This window comes from Pseudoalteromonas sp. NH0006-26, assembly GCF_057552415.1.
The window spans coordinates 162,554-184,057 of record NZ_BAAJMJ010000002.1; the positions used below are offsets into that span (position 1 = coordinate 162,554).

Below are 21,504 nucleotides of genomic sequence, written 5' to 3' on the forward strand. Positions count from 1 at the left end.
CACTTTAAGGACAAGCATGAAAACTTTTATAAAAACTAGCTGTGTGGCTTTTTCGTTTGCAGTTCTCGCTGGCTGTCAGAGCCAGGCGGGTAATCCGGCACTTAATCAATGTGCTCAACAAAGTTATCAATGTGAAACCAGCTGCGAGCAGCAAACAACGACCGATAGTCTTAAATCGCAAGTTTGCTCATCAAAGTGTATTGAGGCGTACAATCAATGCAAAGTACAAGCTGAAAACTTAGGTAAAGCTGACTAATAGCAATCGTCGGCATAAATTGTAAAACAAAAAAACCGCTCAATGAGCGGTTTTTTATTAATTGCTTTAGTTGCTTATTTCAAGCCTAGCTTTTTCAGTTCTAATTCAACTAACTTTGCAGAAAGTGGTACATAGCCATCTTTTTCTACAATTTTTTGACCTTCTTGAGAAAGTACCATCTTTAAGAACTCAGCTTCAACTGGGCCAAGTGGCTTATTTGGGTGTTTATTTACATAAACATATAAGAAACGTGACAGTGGGTATTTACCTTGCGCTACGTTTTCAAGCGTGGCATCAACAAAGTTAGTGCCTTTTTTCGATAACGGAACAGTACGTACACCCGATGTTTTATAACCAATACCAGAGTAACCAATCGCATTTAATGACGCTGAAATTGATTGTACAACAGAAGCTGAACCCGGTTGCTCGTTCACGTTATTACGAAAATCGCCTTTACATAACGCTTTCTTTTTAAAGTAACCGTAAGTACCTGATACTGAGTTACGTCCGTATAATTGCACGTCTTTTGCAGCCCAATCACCTTCTAGACCAACATCACTCCAGCGATTTACTTGCTCTGGTGCACCACATTTACGAGTTGATGAGAAAATAGCATCGATTTGATCAATGCGTAGTCCTTCGATTGGGTTATCTTTGTGTACAAATACGGCCAACGCATCAATTGCTACACGCACTTGTGTTGGTTTGTAGCCATGACGCTTTTCAAATGCTTCAATCTCTTTTGACTTCATTGCACGGCTCATTGGACCTAAGTTAGCCGTACCTTCAGTTAGTGCTGGTGGCGCAGTAGACGAACCTGCCGCTTGAATTTGAATATTTACATTTGGGTAAATACGTTTATATTCTTCAGCCCAAAAGGTCATCATGTTGGCTAATGTGTCAGACCCTACCGATGAAAAGTTACCTGATACACCGCTAATTTTTTGATACTCAGGAATACCGTCTTCTAATGCAACCGCTTGTGCAGATACAAATGTTGTAACAGCCACACCCATTGCGGCAACTAAGTTTTTAAATTTCATTTTGGGGTTCTCCAGTTTGTTCGTCCCATTTCCTAACTGCGGTTCACTCTAAAGTGAGTACATGACAATGGTGTGACTCTTAAATGACACTTTTATGACCACTCTAATTACGCCACTGATGGCGCAATTGCGATAAGTCTATCGCTTGAGAATGCGAAAGAAAAACAGGAACCTTTACCCAGTTCACTGTGGATTTTTAATTGACTACCATGGCGAGTAAGTACATGTTTAGTAATTGCCAAACCAAGTCCAGAGCCACCTGTAGTACGACTTCTGGCTTTATCTACTCGATAAAAACGCTCAGTTAAGCGGTTAATATGTTCAGGTGCAATACCATCACCATTATCGGTAACACTAAAACATGCTTGTTCGTTGTTGCGCTGCCAAAGCACCTCTATTTTACCGCCTGGTTTAGTATAATGAATGGCATTAAATACTAAATTTGAAAATGCACTTCTAAGTTCATCCTCAGCACCGGTAATATCAAGTGATGTATCAATATTAAAAGTAAGTTGATGGCCTTTGTCTTGATTAATAGATTTCGCTTCTGTTTCAATTAACTTTAATAATCGTGGCACATTCACCGCTTTGTCATTACTGTGTTGCTTTGCTCCTTCGATGCGCGATAACGACAACAACTGATTGACTAAGCTATCCATACGCTTGCATTGCTCTAGCATAGTAGTTTGTGCTTTATTCCACATTGCAGGCGGGGGCAGTGAATCACTATCGAGCATTTCAAGGTAGCCGGTAACAACCGTTAAAGGCGTTCTGAGCTCATGAGAGACGTTTGCTACAAAGTCTTTACGCATTTGCTCAAGTTGCTTTAAGCGAGTGACATCGCGTACCACTACCAACAACTGTGTATTGGCATAGGGCATCACCCTAAATTCAAGAACTTGCTCAACACTGTGACCACTTTCAAGCTCCAGTGCATCGCTAAACTCTTTACGGCGCATATATTTAGCAAATTTAGGATCGCGAATTAAGTTATCTAAGCGCTGACCATGATCAACCGGCCACTGTAACCCTAGCACTTTGAGTGCAAGCTGATTACACCACACAATTGATAAATCGTTTTGTAGTACAACAACGGCATCAGGTACGGCCTCAGCGCCGTCGCGAAAACGCCGTATCAGTTCTGCCAACTCATTACGCTTTTTACGATTGCGGTGTTGCAGCTGATAAATACCTTCAAATACTTGCTCCCACGACCCTTCCCCTTCAGGCGGGTTAAAGCTGCGTTGATTATGCAGCCAGTCACTTAAGCGATAAAGCTGATGGTAATGCCACATAAGTAGCGAAAAAGCGCCCAAAAACAACATCAAAAATGGGGCACCAATAAGCACCCCAATTAAAAGCAAAGGTATAAAATAGACAAACAGCCGTTTGGTTAACGCCTGCTTGTTAATAACTCGATACATACACGCTCTTTACCTTATAAACGCTAGCAGAAGTTTGACTGTGCTAGGTTAATAGATTGTGACTTACGAAGTAAACTTATAATTTACTCGAAAAGCGATAACCAGCACCGCGAACTGTTTGTACTAAGCGGTCGTGTCCAAGGGTTGCAATTGCTTTACGCAGGCGACGAATATGAACATCTACAGTTCTATCTTCAACATAGACGTTAGTACCCCATACATGATCAAGTAATTGCTCTCGGCTATATACACGCTCAGGGTGAGTCATAAAAAAGTGTAACAGTCGAAATTCCGTTGGTCCCATATCAAGCTCACTGCCACCTGATGTCACACGATGCGAAATAGGATCTAAACGCAAACCATGTACTTCAATGGCCTCTTCAAGTGAGGTAGGAGCAACACGACGAATAACCGCTTTAATACGCGCCATTAACTCTTTAGGTGAGAACGGTTTTGTAACGTAATCATCAGCACCGACTTCTAAACCGCGTATTTTATCTTCTTCTTCGCCGCGGGCTGTCAGCATAATGATAGGAATTTGGCGTGTGTGTTCATTTTGTTTGAATTTTTTAGCGATTTGAATTCCACTACCGCCAGGTAGCATCCAATCGAGTAACACCATATCTGGATAAGGTTCAACCATTGCAGATATTGCAGAATCATAATCTTCTGCCTCAATGGCTTGAAACCCATTTTGTTCTAAAACAAAAACCAACATTTCCCTGATAGGTGCTTCGTCATCAACGACTAATACTTTACGTGACATTCCAATTTATCTCTTAGGCTATTGAGTAGGTTTCATTATTATGACTAAGTATGACATTTTTATTAAAGTGTAACGTCTAAATTAAAATGAGTGTAAAAAAAACACAAAATAGTGACAAAAAATAGAATTTGTCATATTTTTATCATCTTGAGCAGTAATAAAAAAGCGGTTTGCAGTAAAAAGAATCAATCATTAAAGTCACTATTTATGGTATCAACATGGGATCATCAAATTACTAACTAGCATCAATTTTCACGCTTAATAATAAAAGTTAGCACCTGCTTAACAGTGTTTAGATCAGGTTTATTATGATCTTAAATGCTGGGATCAGAGTTTTATCAAGCAGATCCCTTTACGGATCACTATTTTACCCACCAACAAAGCTAAACCAATGATTTTTTGTATAATTTTCATTCTACCATTGCGCTTTACGATGCCTAAATGACTAAAACATGCCCATTTTAGCGCTTTAGTTAGTAAAGTAATGATCCCAGATATGACAAGTTAGTAATCGAGTGATCCCTAATTAATAACTAGGTAAAATACTGATCCCTCATAGATCAAAAAAGCCAGCGCAAACGCAACTGGCTTTTTGAATGAGTGCAATAATATCGCTATTATTGGTCCATTACTTTATTTTTGGGTTTAGCTCACCGCTTAAGTATTTAAGGTGCATTTCATCTAATGAAATTGGCTTAATTTTACTTGCTTGACCCGCCGTACCAAACGCTTCGTAACGAGCGATACAAATATCAGTCATTGCTTGGGTTGCAGCAGCTAAAAACTTACGTGGGTCGAAGTTAGACGGGTTCATCGCTAAATGACGACGGATTGCACCGGTAGACGCTAAACGTAAGTCAGTATCAATGTTTACCTTACGCACACCATATTTAATACCTTCAACGATTTGCTCAACTGGCACGCCGTAAGTTTCTGGAATTTCGCCACCGTATTGGTTGATCACTTCTAACCACTCTTGTGGAACAGAAGACGAACCATGCATTACTAAGTGGGTATTTGGTATACGCGCGTGAATTTCTTTAATACGATCAATTGCTAAAATGTCATCGGTTGGTGGACGAGTAAATTTGTAGGCACCGTGTGATGTACCACAGGCAATAGCCAGCGCATCAACATGGGTTTTATTTACAAAGTCTGCCGCTTCTTCTGGATTTGTTAGCATTTGCTCAGTGGTAAGTTTACCCTCAGCGCCAACACCATCTTCTTCACCCGCTTCACCAGTTTCAAGTGAACCTAATACACCTAGCTCACCCTCTACAGATACGCCACACGCATGCGCCATTTCAACTGTTTTGCGTGTTACATCAACGTTATAATCGTAGCTTGAAGGTGTTTTACCATCGCTCATTAATGAGCCATCCATCATTACTGATGAAAAACCTAGCTGAATTGAACGCTGACATACACCCGGTGATGTACCGTGATCCTGATGCATAACCACTGGAATATGTGGCCATTCTTCAACTGCCGCTAAAATCATATGACGAATAAAAGGTGCACCGGCATACGCACGTGCGCCCGCAGAACCTTGCACAATAACAGGGCTGTTTGTTTTATCAGCCGCTTCCATAATTGCACGCATTTGCTCTTGGTTATTTACATTAAACGCGGGTACACCGTAACCATGCTCTGCGGCATGATCAAGAAGTTGTCGCATACTGATTAAAGCCATTGGGTATTCTCCAATTTATCGGTAGTTATTTTACTACCTAGTTTGAACGGATTTGTTAGTTTGGCGCAATCACTGCGCCATGAATTAAAAGGCAAATGGCCTAAAATTCATATTATTAACGACTAAATAAAAGTGAGAGGTATTTACTCGTTAATTGTAGCAGATGTGGGATAAGCACATCTGCTTTACGGCTAGCTAATACCCAAAGGTATTATTTAGCGCGTGATTCTAGCATTGCAACTGCAGGTAATTTTTTGCCTTCTAAAAACTCTAAGAACGCACCACCACCTGTAGAAATATACGATACTTTATCACTAATGCCGTACTTATCAATTGCCGCTAGGGTGTCACCACCGCCTGCAATAGAAAATGCGTTCGAATCAGCAATCGCTTTTGCAATGGCACGTGTACCATTACCAAATTGATCAAACTCAAACACACCCACTGGGCCATTCCATACAACCGTGCCCGCATTAGCAATAATTTTTGCAAGTTGATTTGCGGTATCGGGGCCAATATCAAAAATCATATCGTCGCTGGTGACTTCACTTACATCTTTAAGTGTTGCTACAGCTGACTCTGAAAACTCATTACCTACAACAACGTCTGTGGGTACCGGTATTTCGCCATCGTTAGCTTTCGCCGCAGCGCATAAACGATTTGCTTCATCCATTAAATCAGCTTCATAAAGTGACTTACCTACAGGATGGCCAGCAGCAGCAATAAAGGTATTGGCAATACCACCACCGGTAACCAGCTGATCAACAATTTTAGACAATGAATCAAGTACCGTTAATTTAGTGGATACTTTAGAGCCACCCACAATTGCCACTAACGGACGAGCGGGGTTATCAAGTGCTTTACCTAATGCTTCTAGTTCAGCCGATAATAATGGACCGGCACACGCGACATCAGCAAACAAACCCACACCATGGGTTGACGCTTGAGCGCGATGCGCAGTACCAAAGGCATCCATTACGTAAACGTCACATAATGCAGCTAATTGCTTTGATAAGGCTTCGTCGTCTTTTTTCTCGCCTTTATTAAAACGCACGTTTTCAAAAACAACCACTTCGTTATCTGCAACATCAACGCCGTTTAAGTAATCTTTTTCTAGGCGAACAGTTTGCTCAAGTGCATCATTTAAGTAATCAACAACGGGGGCTAATGAAAACTCGTCTTCGTATTGCCCTTCCGTAGGACGGCCTAGGTGTGACATAACCATCACTTTCGCGCCTTTTTCTAACGCAAGTTTGATAGTAGGTAGTGCTGCACGAATACGTGCGTCTGACGTCACTTTACCTGCTTTAACGGGTACATTTAAATCTTCACGAATTAATACACGCTTGCCGTTTAAATCTAAATCTGCCATTTTTATGACCGACATGAACATCTCCTTAGTTAACGATACTAAACCAATAAATACGTTTTAAATATTACTTAAATGCCATCATAGCACGAGCGGTATCAAGCATGCGATTAGCAAACCCCCACTCGTTATCACACCAAACTAGTAATTTTATCAGCCGTTTATGACTAACACGTGTCTGTGTGCCATCAATAATACAAGAATGGGGATCGTGGTTAAAATCAACCGATACCAGCGGCTCTTCGGTGTAACTTAAAATACCTTCAAGCCTGTCTTTAGCTTGTGCTTTAAGCGCACTATTAACCGCGTTTAAATCAACATCGGTATTTACCGTGACACTTAAATCCATGGCAGTCACATTAATGGTCGGTACACGAACGGCAATGGCCTCAAAACGACCTTTAAATTTAGGTAAAATACGGTCGATACCACGGGCTAATTTTGTGTCTACCGGAATAATAGATTGGCTAGCGGCACGAGTTCGGCGTAAATCATGGTGATACGCATCAATCACTTGCTGATCGTTCATTGACGCATGAATCGTTGTAATGGCGCCAGATTCAATACCAAAGGCATCATCGAGTACTTTAATAACAGGAACAACGCAGTTGGTGGTACACGAACCATTAGAGACAATAGTATGCTCGTTTTTCAGCTCATCGTCGTTTATGCCATACACAATGGTCGCATCTACATCATTATCAGCAGGATGAGAAAACAACACTTTTTTAGCGCCTGCGGCAATATGTAACTGCGCGTGCTCACGTGAGTGGTACACGCCTGTACATTCAAGTACCACGTCAACATCTAGCGTTTGCCATGGTAATTCAACTGGGTTTTCTTCACAAAATAATGCAATGGTATCATCAGCAACGCTGATAGTGTCTTCACCTAGTTTAACTGGGAAGGTAAAGCGACCATGAGAGGTGTCGTATTTTAATAAATGGGCAATAGCTTCAGGGTCGGCTAATTCGTTAATCGCAACAATTTTAATCTCGTCGCTTAAGCCTGATTCGTATAGTGCGCGGACAATATTTCGACCAATACGACCAAAACCATTAATTGCAAGTTTGATTGCCATGAAATATAAAATCCACTCTAGTTACGTACAGAGAAAGGCAGCGTCGCCTTTTAGATGGCGGTATTGTAATCGACCTTGCCTGTGATTATAAGAGCCAAGCATTAGAAACTTTAAATTAACGTCAGAATCAACACGCAATGCGCTTTTACTTTTAGCTCGGCTAATAGGTATTTGCGGTATTTGCTATTTTAGTTTTAAATCAAACACCACGTTTATAGATGCTTTAACGCTTATTGTTGCACCTAAATATTGCTGTTGCGTAAATGGGCTCTCGTTATTTCTAGCAGCCATGCTATTTCTGTGGCTAGATAAAATAATGTGCTTAACACCGCTCGCGTCATAATCTGAGCTGCTGGAATTTGCACTAATACTATAAACGTTGCCAAGTTCAGCACCAAAAGACTGAGCGAGCTTATTTCCCTTCGCTTTTGCGTTATCGATTGCTAGTTGTGTCGCCTCTGCCTCTAACTGCTTAGCCTTGGAGGATAAACCATTAATTTTTTTGATATTGTCTATTTTTAAGCGTTGGGCAAAATCAATAAATTCATCGACTTTTTTAATATCTTTCAATGTGACTTTAACTGTTTTCAGTGCTAAATACTTATCGCCTGAAACAGTTCCAGATTCTGTACCAACCCTAGTGTATACCTTGCTTTTTAAACCCGATATATGAACATCACCTTGCCCAAAGGCGTATTTGTCTAATTCTTCGAGTAACAAACTAATCCGGCCATCAAGCTCAAGTTTAGCCTCAAGTAATGTATCTTCAATGCTTTTTACTTCAAATATAATTTGAGCCATATCTGGCTCAACTAATACCTCAGCTGTGCCATGCACAGAAATATGACGATTAGCTGGCACGCCTGAATTAGCAAAAGCAATAAGAGGGAATAAGGTAATAAAAATAGCGATGATAAGTTTCATATTCGTTCCTTGAATTTTTAATTAAACATGCGTTCCCATAATTATACAAACAAGAAGAAAAGTAAACTGAATAAAACTAAGCCATTGTGCCTACTTTAAAGTTGGGTTTCGCTTCGCTCTTCAGAACCTACGTTAGATCGCCTACTTTAAGTTCTTTACCGGCGCCTATTTGGTGGCATTGGGCTAATAACAATTCGGCAGTGGCTTGTGCATCGGTAAGAGCGTGATGACAATGATAGCTTGGTAAATCGTAGCGATTACGGCATTCATTTAAGGTTAAATCATCTAATTTTATATCGCTTGCGTGTTGCAGTAAGCGCTTTTTTTCTATTTGTAAGGTATCGATGATCAGCTTAGGCCGCTGGGTGATCCCTGCATTTTTTAGTGCTAACTTTAAAAAGCCCCAGTCGAGCATGGCATTATGAAATACTAAAATGCAGTCACTAAAGTGAGCGCTTAGAGACATTAAAATACTCTGTAGGCTTTGCCCTTGTGCCACCGAGTCAGTACTAATGCCATGAAAAACAGGGCTTTGCTCTAGACTTTTAACCTCTTTATTAACGATATGCTGCGACTGACTGTTTTTAATACATTGATTATCAATCAGTACCCAAGCAACCGAAACAATTTCATGTTGTTTAGGATCAAGCCCTGTTAATTCTAAATCAATCACTAAGTAACGTTGCTTTAGAGCACTTTGCGCAAGCAAGTGGCGACGCTTTAAGTACCGCGTAATAAGCTGCTTAACCATTATTGTTACAAACTCCCACGCGCAAATTTAAACGCCGCACCTTGCTGCGCTTGCTTTACTAAGTAAAACGCTTCTTTAAGCTGATGACGTTCTAACGAATTGAGTTTGTCTGGGTTAATACAATTACTGGGTAACCCTTCTTCGTTTATTTGCGTGCGCAGCCGAAGCTGAGTTAAAAATCGCCAACAATCTTTTAAATTATAAATATCTTCTTTGCTTAACAATGAATACTTTAATAAGGCATCCAATCGCTCTTGGGTGTTAGCACGGCGAATGCCTACTTTCAATGCATAAAGTCGCGCTAGATCATTAATGATCACCACCCCGCGCTTTTTAAGATCGATGTACTTGTGGTGTTGTTCTGTTTTTTCGGTTTTAAAGTTATTAAATAAACCAATCGGCGCACTATTAGCGTTAACATCGCTGGCCATTGCCGCATAAAAAAGATCGTTGCGAGAAATATGGGTCAACTCTTCACAAAACTGGCTATAGAGTGTGGTTGAGCCTTCAATGAAACGCAGATCAAAAAAGATTTTACAGTTGAGCATTGCCTGGGGTGTGGGACTGGTGATCCACTTTAAAAACTTCGCCCGCCAATCACTAACACTCATTCGACACGCATCACTGCTAGCCATTATGTTACCAGGACAACGACGAATGCCGCACTCAACTAAGTTTTCACAAACAAATTCGCCCATCTGTTTAAAATATGCGTGCTGTTCATCGTTTAGACCATCAGGTAATAACAAGCCATTATCTTGATCTGAATGCAGTGTTTGCTCTTCGCGCGCTTGAGAGCCAAAACAAATAAAACTAAAACTGGTTGGCGCGGCGCCATGGTGTTGTTGAAATAAAAAAATTAGCCGCGAGGTCAACGCATCGGTTAAACCACTGAGTAACTTTCCGATCAGCGAAATATCATCAATATTATTTGAAAACCCTTTTAATAACTCAGGAATTTCTTTCGCGTAACGTTTTAAATCAGCCACATTATGGGCCTTGTAAATACGACCAATTAGCTGCACTGGGTCGCTTTTTTGTTGGCGTAGTAAGTCTGTACTGGTGATCATTCCTAGCGGTTTATGGTTTTCGTCAAGCACAGGTAAATGATGAATATTATGCTTAAGCATTAAGTGCAGCGCTGAAAATACGCGGTTATTTTCAAATATAAACTTAGGCTTATTGGTCATAATACTATTGATAGCTTGCGCGGGATCCACTTCATCAGCAAGCACTCGGTTACGTAAATCCCGATCTGTAACTACTCCAACAAGATGCGAATTTTCGGTGATCATCATTGATGAAATCCCATGCTCTTGCATTTTTTTAGCACTATGACGGATGCTGGCATCGGGGGGCAGCGTAATCGCTTTGCGAGTCATGATCTCTGATATTTTACGCTCAGACCAGCTGTCGTTGTTACTTTTATAATGTGATGACAGCAATCGATTAGCATGAGCACGAACAAAGTATTGCTCGAATGCTTTATATTCTCGACGTAAGTAATCAAAATCCGTTTGGTCGAGCATATAGACAATGCCCTCTTTTTGTACTTCTAAACTGTTTTGTATTGAATCTCCCGTCAGTAACGAGGGGTAACCAAAGTAATCACCTTGAGTTAAACGCGTTACCGTATCGCCTTGAGCATCCACTAAATCGTATAACCCGGAACGAATTAAAAATAATTTAGGCTGTTCACTGTTAAGCCATTGCGTTTGGTTTTCTCGGGTCAAATAAATACTATCGAGATGGTTAACAAAATAACTGCAGGCGCTGTCCTGTAACATTGAAAATGGTGCTTGCTTGTTAATAAACTGCGCGACTTCCTGTTGCTCACTACTCATAAATCATCCTCAATAAAAAGCGACTTAACCTGAAATATGGTTATTTAATATAGCGATTATTTAATGTAGTCATTATTTAAACAAATAAAAAGCCCGACTTAAGTCGGGCTTTGATGGGTTATATCATTAGATATATGGATTAGTGAGCATGCGCTTCACTAGACCCTTTAGGATTACGAATACCTTCAACCATTTCTTGAATTTCAACTGGTGTCGGTTGAGTCATTTTCATAACACCTGCAGCTACTGCAAAGTTAATGATCATGCCTACTAAACCAATCCCTTCAGGTGAAATACCTAAGAACCAATTTTCTGGGCTATTAAGCTCTGGACTCACAAACTTGAAGTAGATGATGTATGCAGCAGTAAAGGTGATACCCGTTACCATGCCTGCAATTGCACCATGTTTATTCATAGATTTAGAGAAAATACCCATAATAATTGCAGGGAAGAAGCTCGCCGCCGCTAAGCCGAAGGCAAAGGCTACAACCGAGGCCACAAATCCTGGCGGGTTAATCCCAAAGTAGGCGGATATTACAATAGCAATCATCGCTGCCAACCTCGCTGCAAGTAACTCTTGCTTGTCGGTTATATCCGGTTTGAGTGTCCGTTTAAGTAAATCATGCGATACAGAGGTCGAAATTACCAATAGTAAGCCCGCTGTAGTAGATAGTGCCGCGGCAATACCACCAGCAGCAACGAGTGCAATAACCCAGGCTGGTAAATCTGCAATTTCAGGGTTCGCTAGTACCATAATATCGCGGTCAACGTTTACTTCGTTTGCGCTATTAGGGTCAGTGATTTTACCTGATGTGTAGAACATTTTGCCGTCACCATTTTTATCATTAAAGGTGATTAGGCCCGTACGTTCCCAGTTTTTGATCCATGCAGGCGCATCTGCATACGCTGTACCGCTTCCGTCTTTACCGTTAATTGTATCAATCATGTTTACACGGGCAAACGAAGCTACTGCGGGTGCTGTTGTGTATACAATAGCAATAAACACCAGTGTCCACGCAGCTGAAATACGCGTGTCTTTAACGCGAGGTACAGTGAAAAAGCGAACAATTACGTGTGGTAAACCGGCTGTACCCACCATAAGAGCACCTGTGATTGCAAATACATCAATCATACTCTTAGAGCCTTCAGTGTACTGACCAAACCCAAGCTCGGTGCTTAAACCGTCTAGTTTATCCAATACATACATGCCTGACCCATCACTTAGCGTGGCACCAAACCCTGTTTGTGGGAAGAAATGACCGGTTGCCATCATAGAGATGAAAATAGCCGGTACTAAATAAGCAAATACTAGTACACAGTACTGCGCAACTTGCGTGTAAGTAATACCTTTCATACCGCCAAGTACGGCATAAAAGAAAACAATAATCATGCCGATGTAAACGCCGGTTTCAATTTCAACTTCTAAGAAACGCGAGAACACCACACCAACACCACGCATTTGACCCGCAATGTAAGTAAAACAAATAAAGATGGCACATAAAATAGCCACTAAACGCGCAGTACGTGAGTAGTAACGGTCACCGATAAAATCTGGCACGGTAAACTTGCCGAATTTACGTAAGTAAGGCGCTAAACACATAGCCAGTAGTACATAACCACCGGTCCACCCCATTAAGTAAACACTTCCGTCGTAACCCGCAAACGAGATGATACCCGCCATTGAAATAAATGACGCAGCACTCATCCAATCCGCAGCAGTTGCCATACCATTAGCAAGTGGAGGTACACCACCACCAGCAACGTAGAATTCATTTGTTGACCCAGCACGAGCCCAAATTGCAATACCGATATAAAGCGCAAAGCTTAAACCGACGATTATAAATGTGAGTATTTGAACATCCATTGATTAGCTCCTATTCGTCTACGCCATATTTTTTATCTAACGTATTCATTTTGAAAACGTACACAAAAATCAAAGCCACAAAGGTATAAATCGCGCCTTGCTGGGCGAACCAGAAGCCAAGTTTAAACCCAAAAAAACGTACTTCGTTAAGTACATCAACCAGTAATATGCCAAAGCCGAAAGAGACTACAAACCATACTGCTAATAATTTAAACAGTAATGAAATGTTTTCTGCCCAATAAGCTTTTGCTTGTTCTTCATTTTTAAAAGCCATTTTTATTTTCCCCTTTAAACATCACAAGATTGTGATGGGTGGTTTTTTATATTCGTTAACCAATTTAGCAATGCAATTCAAATATTGAATTGCGACAATAGTCGTAACAACATATTAACGTTTTCGTAAACTGCTAGCGATTGATTAATAAACAAACCATGAACTACTTTAGTTTCAGTAGCTTAATGAATTTTAATAACTGAGGTTTTTAGCCGAATTTAAACAAACCGTGGGAATAAGACATTAGTCTAACTAAATAGACAAATAAAAATTAAAGCATATAAATCAGTATGTTATTTTATTTATAGATAATATAAATAAAATGTATACCCCCTACTTTATCCACAACTAGGTATTGTAAATAAGCAAACTACTTCAAACTCCAACTGACGCTCGCATCTTGAGATAGTTTGGGTATAGTTATGGCAAATTATAAAAATATTCTATGAGGTTAAATAAACATGACGGCTGTACTACTGATCGTTGCCTTTGGCTACATAGGTCTGCTGTTTTGGCTGGCAAATTGGGGCGATAAGACCACGCCACTGGCCAAGCGTATTAGTCATCACCCATTTGTGTATTCATTTGCATTGGGGATTTATTGTACTTCGTGGACTTACTATGGTTCGGTAGGCACCGCAGCTACCAGTAGTTGGAGCTTTTTGCCTATTTTATTAGGGCCCGCTTTACTGTTTTTTTTCGGCCAAGGCTTTTTACGTAAACTGGTATTGGTGAGTAAAAAACAAAATATTACCACCATTGCCGACTTTATTTCAGCACGTTACGGCAAACGCCAAACCACCGCCATCATGGTGACCATTATCGCCTTATTGGCCACTATTCCTTATATTGCTCTGCAATTAAAAGCGCTCAGTTCTAGCTTTTTACTTTTGCAAAGCAGTAATCAGATATCTGGGGACATTTTGGCGTTATCGGCCACGTTAATGATGGCGCTATTTGCTATATTTTTTGGCACGCGTAAAGTTGATGTAACCGAGTATCGCTCAGGTTTAATGCTCGCAGTGGCGTTTGAATCGCTAATAAAGTTGTTTGCTCTAGCCGCTGTAGCAGGGCTTGCAATATATAGCTTATTTAATTTACCTGCAGAGAGTTCTAGCCAAGTTGCCGAGTCCATTTGGCTGCATTGGGCACAGTTTGACTTTTTTAGCTTTAACTTTGTAGGTCAGTCGCTGATGGCGGCAGCGGCTATTATTTGTTTGCCACGCCAATTTCATGTAACCGTGGTTGATAACCAAGATAAGCGCCATTTATTCACTGCTCGCTGGGCTTTTCCATTGTACTTGTTATTGACCGCAGCAATGATTTTACCTATTGCCACCGCTGCTATTCATCCAGAAATTGGCCGCAGCTTATCACCAGACAGCTTTGTACTGGCACTGCCTATGCTGCACGATAACGCTTTTTTAACCACCTTTGTATTTATAGGTGGGCTTTCAGCTGCCACGGCCATGATTGTTGTAGCCACGCTTACGCTAAGTACCATGATCTCCAACGATGTGGTGCTGCCCTTAATGTTACGCCGTAAATTTAAACGTAATTTAATCACTAGCAGCTACAAATCTCGTATTTTGTTGGTGCGTCGATTTACCATTGCCGGGGTGCTTATTTTAGCCTACTTCTATCAGCAATGGTTTGGTAATGGCAGCGCGCTGGCCAGTATGGGATTAGTGGCTTTCTCACTGGTGTCGCAGTTATTGCCTGCTATTGTAGGTGGTTTATATTGGCGAAAAGGCCATGCTTATGGTGTTTATGCCGGGCTACTCGCTGGGGTCATTTGTTGGGTACTGTTTTTAATGCTGCCTATTTTAGAAGCCCCCAACCCACTAGACAGTGAGCTGCAACAAACACTTATAACTCGAGGAACCTTAATCGCGTTGTTTGCTAATATTGGCTGTTACATTAGCTTTTCGCTAGGAGCTGAAGAGCGCTTAATTGATAAAATTCAAGCGGCGGCATTTGTTAATCCTAAAGATCAGGCCATTTTATCTCGTCGCTTAAATAAAAACGTAAAAGCCACGGTGTATGACTTTAAAATTTTACTGCAAACCTTTTTAGGTATTCAACGTAGCCAACAAATTTTATCGCATTACGCACTCCATCATGATTTAAACGACAACAACGCACACCCTCGCGCTGACTTTATTGCCTACTGCGAACGCGCACTGACTGGCGTATTAGGTGCCTCCTCTGCGCAAGCACTTATTCATACCGTATCGTCTGGCAAACGAATGGCATTTGAAGAAGTAGTAAACTTTTTTGATGAAACCACACAAGCACTGCAGTTTAATCAGAACTTACTATTTACTTCACTAGAAAACTTAAGCCACGGACTCTCTGTGGTAGATAAAGATCTCAACCTCGTTGCTTGGAATAAGCGCTATAGCGAAATGTTTAACTACCCTGAAGGTTTTTTACAAGTTGGCCAGCCCATTGAAGAAATAATACGGTATAACGCAGAGCGCGGTGAATGCGGCCCAGGTGAAATTGACCGCCATGTTGATAAGCGGGTTCAGCATTTAAAAAATGGCAGTTCACATCATTTTATTCGCCATCGTCGAAATGGCCAAGTGTACGAAATGATAGGTAACCCACTGCCTGACGGGGGGTTTGTAACTAGCTTTTCTGATATTACTAATCATATTAGTACGCAAAATGCGCTCGAAGAAATTAATATGGACTTAGAAAACCGTATTGAAGCGCGCACCCAAGAAGTGCAAACCATTAATAGTAGCCTGCAAGCACAAATCGATAGTCGCGTACAAACAGAGCAAGCACTCACTTTAGCTAAACGTGAAGCTGAGCAAGCAAATGATAGTAAAACTCGCTTTTTAGCACTCGCCAGCCATGATATTTTACAGCCACTCAATGCGGCACGTTTATACCTTGCCGCCATTGATGAAACCCAGTTAGATAGCACCAATAAAAATAATTTTAATAAGTTAGGTGATAGCCTAGATTCCACCGTGCATTTAATGTCGGCTTTATTAGAAATTGCCAAGCTAGAGCAAGGGGCAATGACCCCAAATCCCCGTCACTTTTGCATTGATGATATTTTAGATCCTCTTAAAAGCGAATATGCGATTTTATCGAGCGATAAAGGACTTTCATTTAAAGTACGTTCAAATAAACAAATAGTACACAGCGATATTACTTACTTGCGTCGAATACTACAAAACTTGCTGTCAAATGCGATTAAATATACCGAAAATGGCCGTGTGTTAATTGCCTGCAGAAACAGAAAACACAGTTTACGGATTGAAGTATGGGATACCGGCCCAGGTATTAGCGATATTGAACAAGCAAAAATATTTAACGACTTTTACCGAATTGAAGCGGGCGATAATAAAGGCGTTGGCTTAGGTTTAGGGGTCGTTAAACGTATGGCTGATTTATTGAGCCTGCCGATTGATGTGGTTTCATTACCTAACAAAGGCAGCCGATTTAGTATTGAAGTCCCTTATGGTGATGCGCAATTAGTACAGCAAAAACAAACCAGTCAAAATATAGTCGACAACCGCGCCGCGATAAATATTATTGCCGTTGACGACGACCCTGAAAACCTTGCCGCCATGGCCAGCTTATTGAAACGCTGGCAAGCAAATTACACCCTATTCGATAAAGTAGACGCGGTGTTAACTTATGCAAAAGAACAGGGGGCACCTGATGTTATTTTAATGGACTATCAATTAGGTAATGATTGGGATGGCATTACTTTAATTAAAGCGCTACGCGAGATTTGGCAAAGCGATATTCCGGCTATTTTAATTACCGCAGTGCGTGACACTGAGCTAAAACAAACCACCAAAGCAGAAAACATTCATTATCTGAGTAAACCAGTAAAACCAGGTAAACTTAAAGCACTGCTGAATCACAGTACTTAATGTTCAATAAACGTGTTAGCCCAGTAAATACTGGGCTAACACCTGTGCTTAATTGTTATAATTGCGCTTTCTGAGTTTTTGGAACAACCAACTAAGCCCTACCAGCGACAGCCCTAAACCAATGAAGGATAATGCTTTTAAAAGCCCCGTTAAGTTTGCCATATCAATTAAAAACACCTTAACAATTACAGCGCCAAGAATACCTAAACCAACATTTTGCAGTAACCGTTGCTGCTTTAAATGCCCGGTAATCACGACCAGTGCGCCCAGTAATAACCAAATGACCGAATAGCTATATAGTTCAGCGTCACTGGTTGCTTTATCAAGATAAATGAAGCCGCCTTGCCAATATTGGCGGATCAAGGTGTTGATAGCTAATACCGCTAATAAACCTGACACACCGAGTGTAATTTGACTCAATTTAGCATTTAACGATTTAACTAAACTCGCTAACCATAACGCCAGCAGGCTCGGTACCAGCCAAATTAAAAGCACCCAGTTAAAGATTGGTGTTTCACCAACATAAAGACGCATTAATAACGGATTATCATCTAACGTTGTTTTAATTAACAATAAGCCAGCTAATGCAGATAATATAAGACCTGCAGTACGGTATAACTGACCTAATTGCCCAGCACTTTGCGCACGGTATAAATAAACGCAGCCTAAGCCAAGTAAGTTACAGCTAAGTAATACTTGCTCATAAAAACTTAAAGAAAAAAGTTGTGGGTAATGCCCTACCAGTTGATAACTGGTTTCGGTTGTCACAAATAACGCTAAGCAATGCAGTGCTGCTCCTTCGAGCCATATTTTTAGTTGTGAAGCATTAAAACATTTAGCCGCTGTAAAAAATAACCCAATACAAAGCGGGTAAACAACTAAGCTCCAATGCAAATCAAATAGTGTTAGCTCTTCATAACTAGGCGTCCAAGGTGATAGGGTTAGACGTAAAAGTAATGCCGCCACAAGCGCCTTTATTGGCCAGTGTGGCATTGCCACATTGTATTTTTTTATTAATAAGCTCAACAGTAATACTTGAACAGCCAGAGCAATGGTAAGGCCGCTATCGCTGAGTAACATAGTAATTGCTAAGGTAATATTGGCGTTTGCCCCTACCCAATAACTAAAGCGCTGCCATAAGGTTGTTTGATGCTGAGTAAATTTTATTAACACCGCACTCATTAAACATAGCAACACCGCCCAAAGTGGGTAAGCGGTTGCTAAAGCCGTGTTTGGGATCATCGCATACAAGGCGCCAACTAATGCAAACATGCTTAATGAAGCAAGCAAATGAAAGGCTAATCTTTTTGGGTATATATTGCCAAAATAAAGTCCATAGCCACTCAAGCCCAGAGCAAGTAATAAGCCTAATCCGTATTCATTTTTAAAAATAAATAACGCATCATCAAAGGTATAAGTTTGTTCAGCACTGATCACTAATAACAGCGCAATCACTAAAGAGACCCCTTGCCATGCATCCCAACGACTATTTTTTAGCACTAAAAATAGGAGTAAAACGATGCTTAATAACGCCACTATTTGCCATTGTATATTAAACACACTCAACAGCATGGCAACCATTAAAGGCGCAATAAAGGCCAGTAACAAACCATGATCTGGAAATAAATTAACTAACCGTTTAAAACTGTGCGGGCGTACTTCAAGGGTTTTAAAGGTTAACCCTAAGCGTGCAATAGCGATTAATCCTAAAATACTTAACAACGCAAAAGCGCCTATTAACCACACTGTGTCGTAGGTAAATAAAGTGAGTCCAACCAAATACCAACCAATATGCCCTACCCATAGTAAATACCACAGCCAAACACGCTTTACTTTTTGTGCCACTACTGTCGCAGCAACACTCACAAGGGCAACATAAATAAGCAAAGAAAATAACTGCCCACTGCCCGTATTTACCCAAATAGGGACACTGTATGCGCCTATAATGCCTATTACTGCAAGTAAAGGGCCTAGCTTTATTGCCATTGCACTAGCACACAGAGCAATAACTGCTAAGCCAATAAACGCCCACTCAGCACTGAGCATGCTAAAGCTGTTATAAGCTAAAAACATTAAGGCAAAACAGGTTATAAAGCCGCCACTAGCCAAGGCTGCAGGAATATAATTATTAAAGCCTTCAAAAACGATTCGTTTATAATGTAAATAGGTCGCCGCTGCGATTAAGCCAACACCAAATAACCCACCAGCACTGAGCCTCATTGCTGGTGAAAGTAGCCCCGCCTCTAAACTGTATTTTGCTAAAAATACGCCACCTAAAGCCAAAGCAATAGCACCAATCCAGGTCATCCAATTTTGCTCGAAGCCTGCACGTAACTGCTTAAAGAGCAGTTCAATACTCGATGGTTTTTTAGCTATCGTTTTACGAACTGATGTAGGTTTAATGCTCACTGGTTTATAAACAGCGGCTGGAATATCTGAGCGGTGTAGAGATTTTGCATTATCTATTTGAGGATCGGCGGGAGATTTTTCATTTATTGCTGCATTTGCATTTAACTCAAACTGAAATAGTTTTAGTTTTAATGCTGCAACCTCTTGTTTTAGGGAGTTCAATTGCACTAAGGCTACTAACCCACATATGGCCCCTGCAACAATCGCAATAGATATAATAATTGCTAATCCGATTAACTCATCCATACAATTCCTTTTTATCTCGTAACAAGAGCTCCCAAAAATAGCACAAACGAAGTCTATTTCATAAAATCACTATGTTTAAGCAACCTCAAGGCGATCACGGCCTGCTTTTTTAGCACGGTATAATGCTTGATCAGCACGTTTCATCACATTATCAAAGCTCTGCTCACTGCTACGATGTGCAATACCAATGCTAACCGTTAAAGAGCGCTGATTTTGCACTGTAATAGTGCGAGCAGTCTCTAGGATAGTCTGCGCAAAGTTAAGTACTTCATCAAGCTCATAACTAGGCAGATAAGCGGCGAATTCCTCCCCCCCTATGCGAGCAAATGTATTTTCATTGTTAAATAGCGCATTTACTTTGCTAGCAAACTGTTTAAGCACCTGATCGCCCACATCATGGCCAAAGTCATCATTAATACGTTTGAAGTGATCAATATCTATGATTAAAACAGTATAGGGATTATTAGCAATCCCCTTCACATGCTGATAAAAGCAGCGTCGGTTATACACTTTAGTTAAATCATCTATAATAAACTCTTGCGCCAAGCGGGTGTGCATTCGCTGCATAAAATGCATGGTTTTAAATAAACCATAAGCGGTGATTAACATGCCGAGTGTTCTACATAAATCTTCGATGTAGTTGCTCACCCAATAGGGTTGGCGTGTCACTTCATCAAGTACATCGGCAGTAGAGCCTACAATCCATAGCATCAAACCGATACTGACATAAACATAGGCTTTTTTAGCTAACTGTGAACATTGCACCACAAAGAAAATAGTGAAAATAACCACTAAATTAATAAAGTCAGTGGTAAAGCCATAGAGATTTTGTGTTATATCTATTGGAGGGAAGCGCATTAACGAAAAAATTGAAAAACCAATAATAAATGCCAGCGTAGCTAAAATTAACAGCTTGTTTAATCTGGTAATTTTTACAAAACGGCTGAGCTTAAGGCTCACTTTTTCCGGATTCATCATAGGCTATATTAAAATTTATTATTGTTATTAAAACTATACCATAAACTAAAACTGATTAATTTTAAATTAATGTGCTTATAACCCAACCAATCGCAACTAAAATAGTTAGTCCAATCATGGCCTTAGTTTTGTGCTTGCTGATAATACGTTCAGCTTGATTACCCGCATAATACACCACTATTGCTAAACCAAAATAACGTATAGAGCGAGCAATAGCGCTTGCTAATAAAAACAGCGCCAGCGAATACTTAGTCGCGCCAGCGGCTAGCATCGCAATTTGAAACGGAATAGGCACGATACCTAGGCTTAATACAAACCAAAATCCTTGTGACTGCATTTTTTGTTTTACGTTTTCAAACTGCTCAGGGCTTGAGAATGTGTTGATAACCCAATCGCCAATCACATCAAATAAGTAATAACCTAAAGCGTAGCCAAATAGCGCACCCACAATACAGCCTAGTGTTGCCATAAGAGCAATTTGCCACAGTTTTTCGCGCCTTGCCTGCATTAAGGGCACCAAAACAGCTTCGAGTGGAATGGGCACTATGGTGGATTCTAAAAATGAGGCAATAGTAATCCCACCGAGCATATTTTTAGACTCAATAAACTGACGTGTTTTTTGCTTGAGCTTTTTTTGTACTGCCATAAACGTCCTGTTAGCAATGAGGTAAGTGATTAAA

At 40.6% G+C, this 21,504-nt stretch carries 16 protein-coding genes; 2 read left to right on the plus strand and 14 right to left on the minus strand.

Annotated elements, in window-relative coordinates; genetic code table 11:
* Positions 1-16: 16 nt before the first annotated feature.
* On the plus strand, positions 17-256 hold the full coding sequence (locus AC27JR_RS03470; protein ID WP_008111185.1) for a hypothetical protein: 240 nt from the start codon (positions 17-19) through the stop codon (positions 254-256).
* A gap of 74 nt (positions 257-330) precedes the next feature.
* Here the strand turns inward: AC27JR_RS03470 and AC27JR_RS03475 are convergent, their stop codons facing one another.
* The 11 genes from AC27JR_RS03475 to AC27JR_RS03525 all read right to left on the minus strand — a co-directional run bounded on the left by AC27JR_RS03475 (position 331) and on the right by AC27JR_RS03525 (position 13,289).
* Positions 331-1,299, minus strand: a complete 969-nt coding sequence (locus tag AC27JR_RS03475; RefSeq protein WP_008111191.1) for a PstS family phosphate ABC transporter substrate-binding protein — start codon at positions 1,297-1,299, stop codon at positions 331-333.
* 107 nt (positions 1,300-1,406) lie between these two features.
* Complete coding sequence (phoR, locus tag AC27JR_RS03480) at positions 1,407-2,723, minus strand: phosphate regulon sensor histidine kinase PhoR (RefSeq protein ID WP_487172799.1); 1,317 nt, start codon at positions 2,721-2,723, stop codon at positions 1,407-1,409.
* Positions 2,724-2,799: 76 nt separating this feature from the next.
* On the minus strand, positions 2,800-3,489 hold the full coding sequence (phoB, locus tag AC27JR_RS03485) for a phosphate regulon transcriptional regulator PhoB (protein WP_008111196.1): 690 nt from the start codon (positions 3,487-3,489) through the stop codon (positions 2,800-2,802).
* A 628-nt stretch (positions 3,490-4,117) separates the two neighbouring features.
* Positions 4,118-5,182, minus strand: coding sequence for a class II fructose-bisphosphate aldolase (fba, locus tag AC27JR_RS03490; protein WP_008111197.1), 1,065 nt, complete (start codon positions 5,180-5,182; stop codon positions 4,118-4,120).
* A gap of 211 nt (positions 5,183-5,393) precedes the next feature.
* Positions 5,394-6,569 carry a phosphoglycerate kinase gene (locus AC27JR_RS03495; RefSeq protein WP_008111199.1) on the minus strand — a complete coding sequence of 392 codons (1,176 nt, stop codon included), beginning with the start codon at positions 6,567-6,569 and terminating at the stop codon, positions 5,394-5,396.
* Positions 6,570-6,618: 49 nt separating this feature from the next.
* Positions 6,619-7,632, minus strand: coding sequence for an erythrose-4-phosphate dehydrogenase (epd, locus tag AC27JR_RS03500; RefSeq protein WP_008111201.1), 1,014 nt, complete (start codon positions 7,630-7,632; stop codon positions 6,619-6,621).
* Positions 7,633-7,815: 183 nt separating this feature from the next.
* Complete coding sequence (locus AC27JR_RS03505) at positions 7,816-8,556, minus strand: SIMPL domain-containing protein (RefSeq protein ID WP_487172800.1); 741 nt, start codon at positions 8,554-8,556, stop codon at positions 7,816-7,818.
* 127 nt (positions 8,557-8,683) lie between these two features.
* Positions 8,684-9,307: a 3'-5' exonuclease gene (locus AC27JR_RS03510; protein WP_076918379.1), complete on the minus strand. Its 624-nt coding sequence runs from the start codon at positions 9,305-9,307 to the stop codon at positions 8,684-8,686.
* 5 nt (positions 9,308-9,312) lie between these two features.
* Positions 9,313-11,151 carry a DUF294 nucleotidyltransferase-like domain-containing protein gene (locus tag AC27JR_RS03515; protein WP_131691608.1) on the minus strand — a complete coding sequence of 613 codons (1,839 nt, stop codon included), beginning with the start codon at positions 11,149-11,151 and terminating at the stop codon, positions 9,313-9,315.
* 139 nt (positions 11,152-11,290) lie between these two features.
* Positions 11,291-13,015 carry a sodium:solute symporter family protein gene (locus AC27JR_RS03520; protein ID WP_013465754.1) on the minus strand — a complete coding sequence of 575 codons (1,725 nt, stop codon included), beginning with the start codon at positions 13,013-13,015 and terminating at the stop codon, positions 11,291-11,293.
* A 10-nt stretch (positions 13,016-13,025) separates the two neighbouring features.
* Positions 13,026-13,289, minus strand: a complete 264-nt coding sequence (locus tag AC27JR_RS03525; RefSeq protein ID WP_008464847.1) for a DUF4212 domain-containing protein — start codon at positions 13,287-13,289, stop codon at positions 13,026-13,028.
* Positions 13,290-13,750: 461 nt separating this feature from the next.
* Between AC27JR_RS03525 and AC27JR_RS03530 the strand changes: the two genes are divergently transcribed.
* Positions 13,751-17,191, plus strand: coding sequence for a hybrid sensor histidine kinase/response regulator (locus AC27JR_RS03530; protein ID WP_487172801.1), 3,441 nt, complete (start codon positions 13,751-13,753; stop codon positions 17,189-17,191).
* A gap of 48 nt (positions 17,192-17,239) precedes the next feature.
* Here AC27JR_RS03530 and AC27JR_RS03535 read toward each other — a convergent pair whose 3' ends face one another.
* The 3 genes from AC27JR_RS03535 to AC27JR_RS03545 all read right to left on the minus strand — a co-directional run bounded on the left by AC27JR_RS03535 (position 17,240) and on the right by AC27JR_RS03545 (position 21,470).
* Positions 17,240-19,846, minus strand: coding sequence for a DUF2339 domain-containing protein (locus AC27JR_RS03535; RefSeq protein WP_487172802.1), 2,607 nt, complete (start codon positions 19,844-19,846; stop codon positions 17,240-17,242).
* A gap of 75 nt (positions 19,847-19,921) precedes the next feature.
* Positions 19,922-20,821, minus strand: coding sequence for a GGDEF domain-containing protein (locus tag AC27JR_RS03540; RefSeq protein ID WP_487172955.1), 900 nt, complete (start codon positions 20,819-20,821; stop codon positions 19,922-19,924).
* A gap of 64 nt (positions 20,822-20,885) precedes the next feature.
* Positions 20,886-21,470: a YqaA family protein gene (locus AC27JR_RS03545; RefSeq protein ID WP_487172803.1), complete on the minus strand. Its 585-nt coding sequence runs from the start codon at positions 21,468-21,470 to the stop codon at positions 20,886-20,888.
* Positions 21,471-21,504 lie beyond the last annotated feature (34 nt).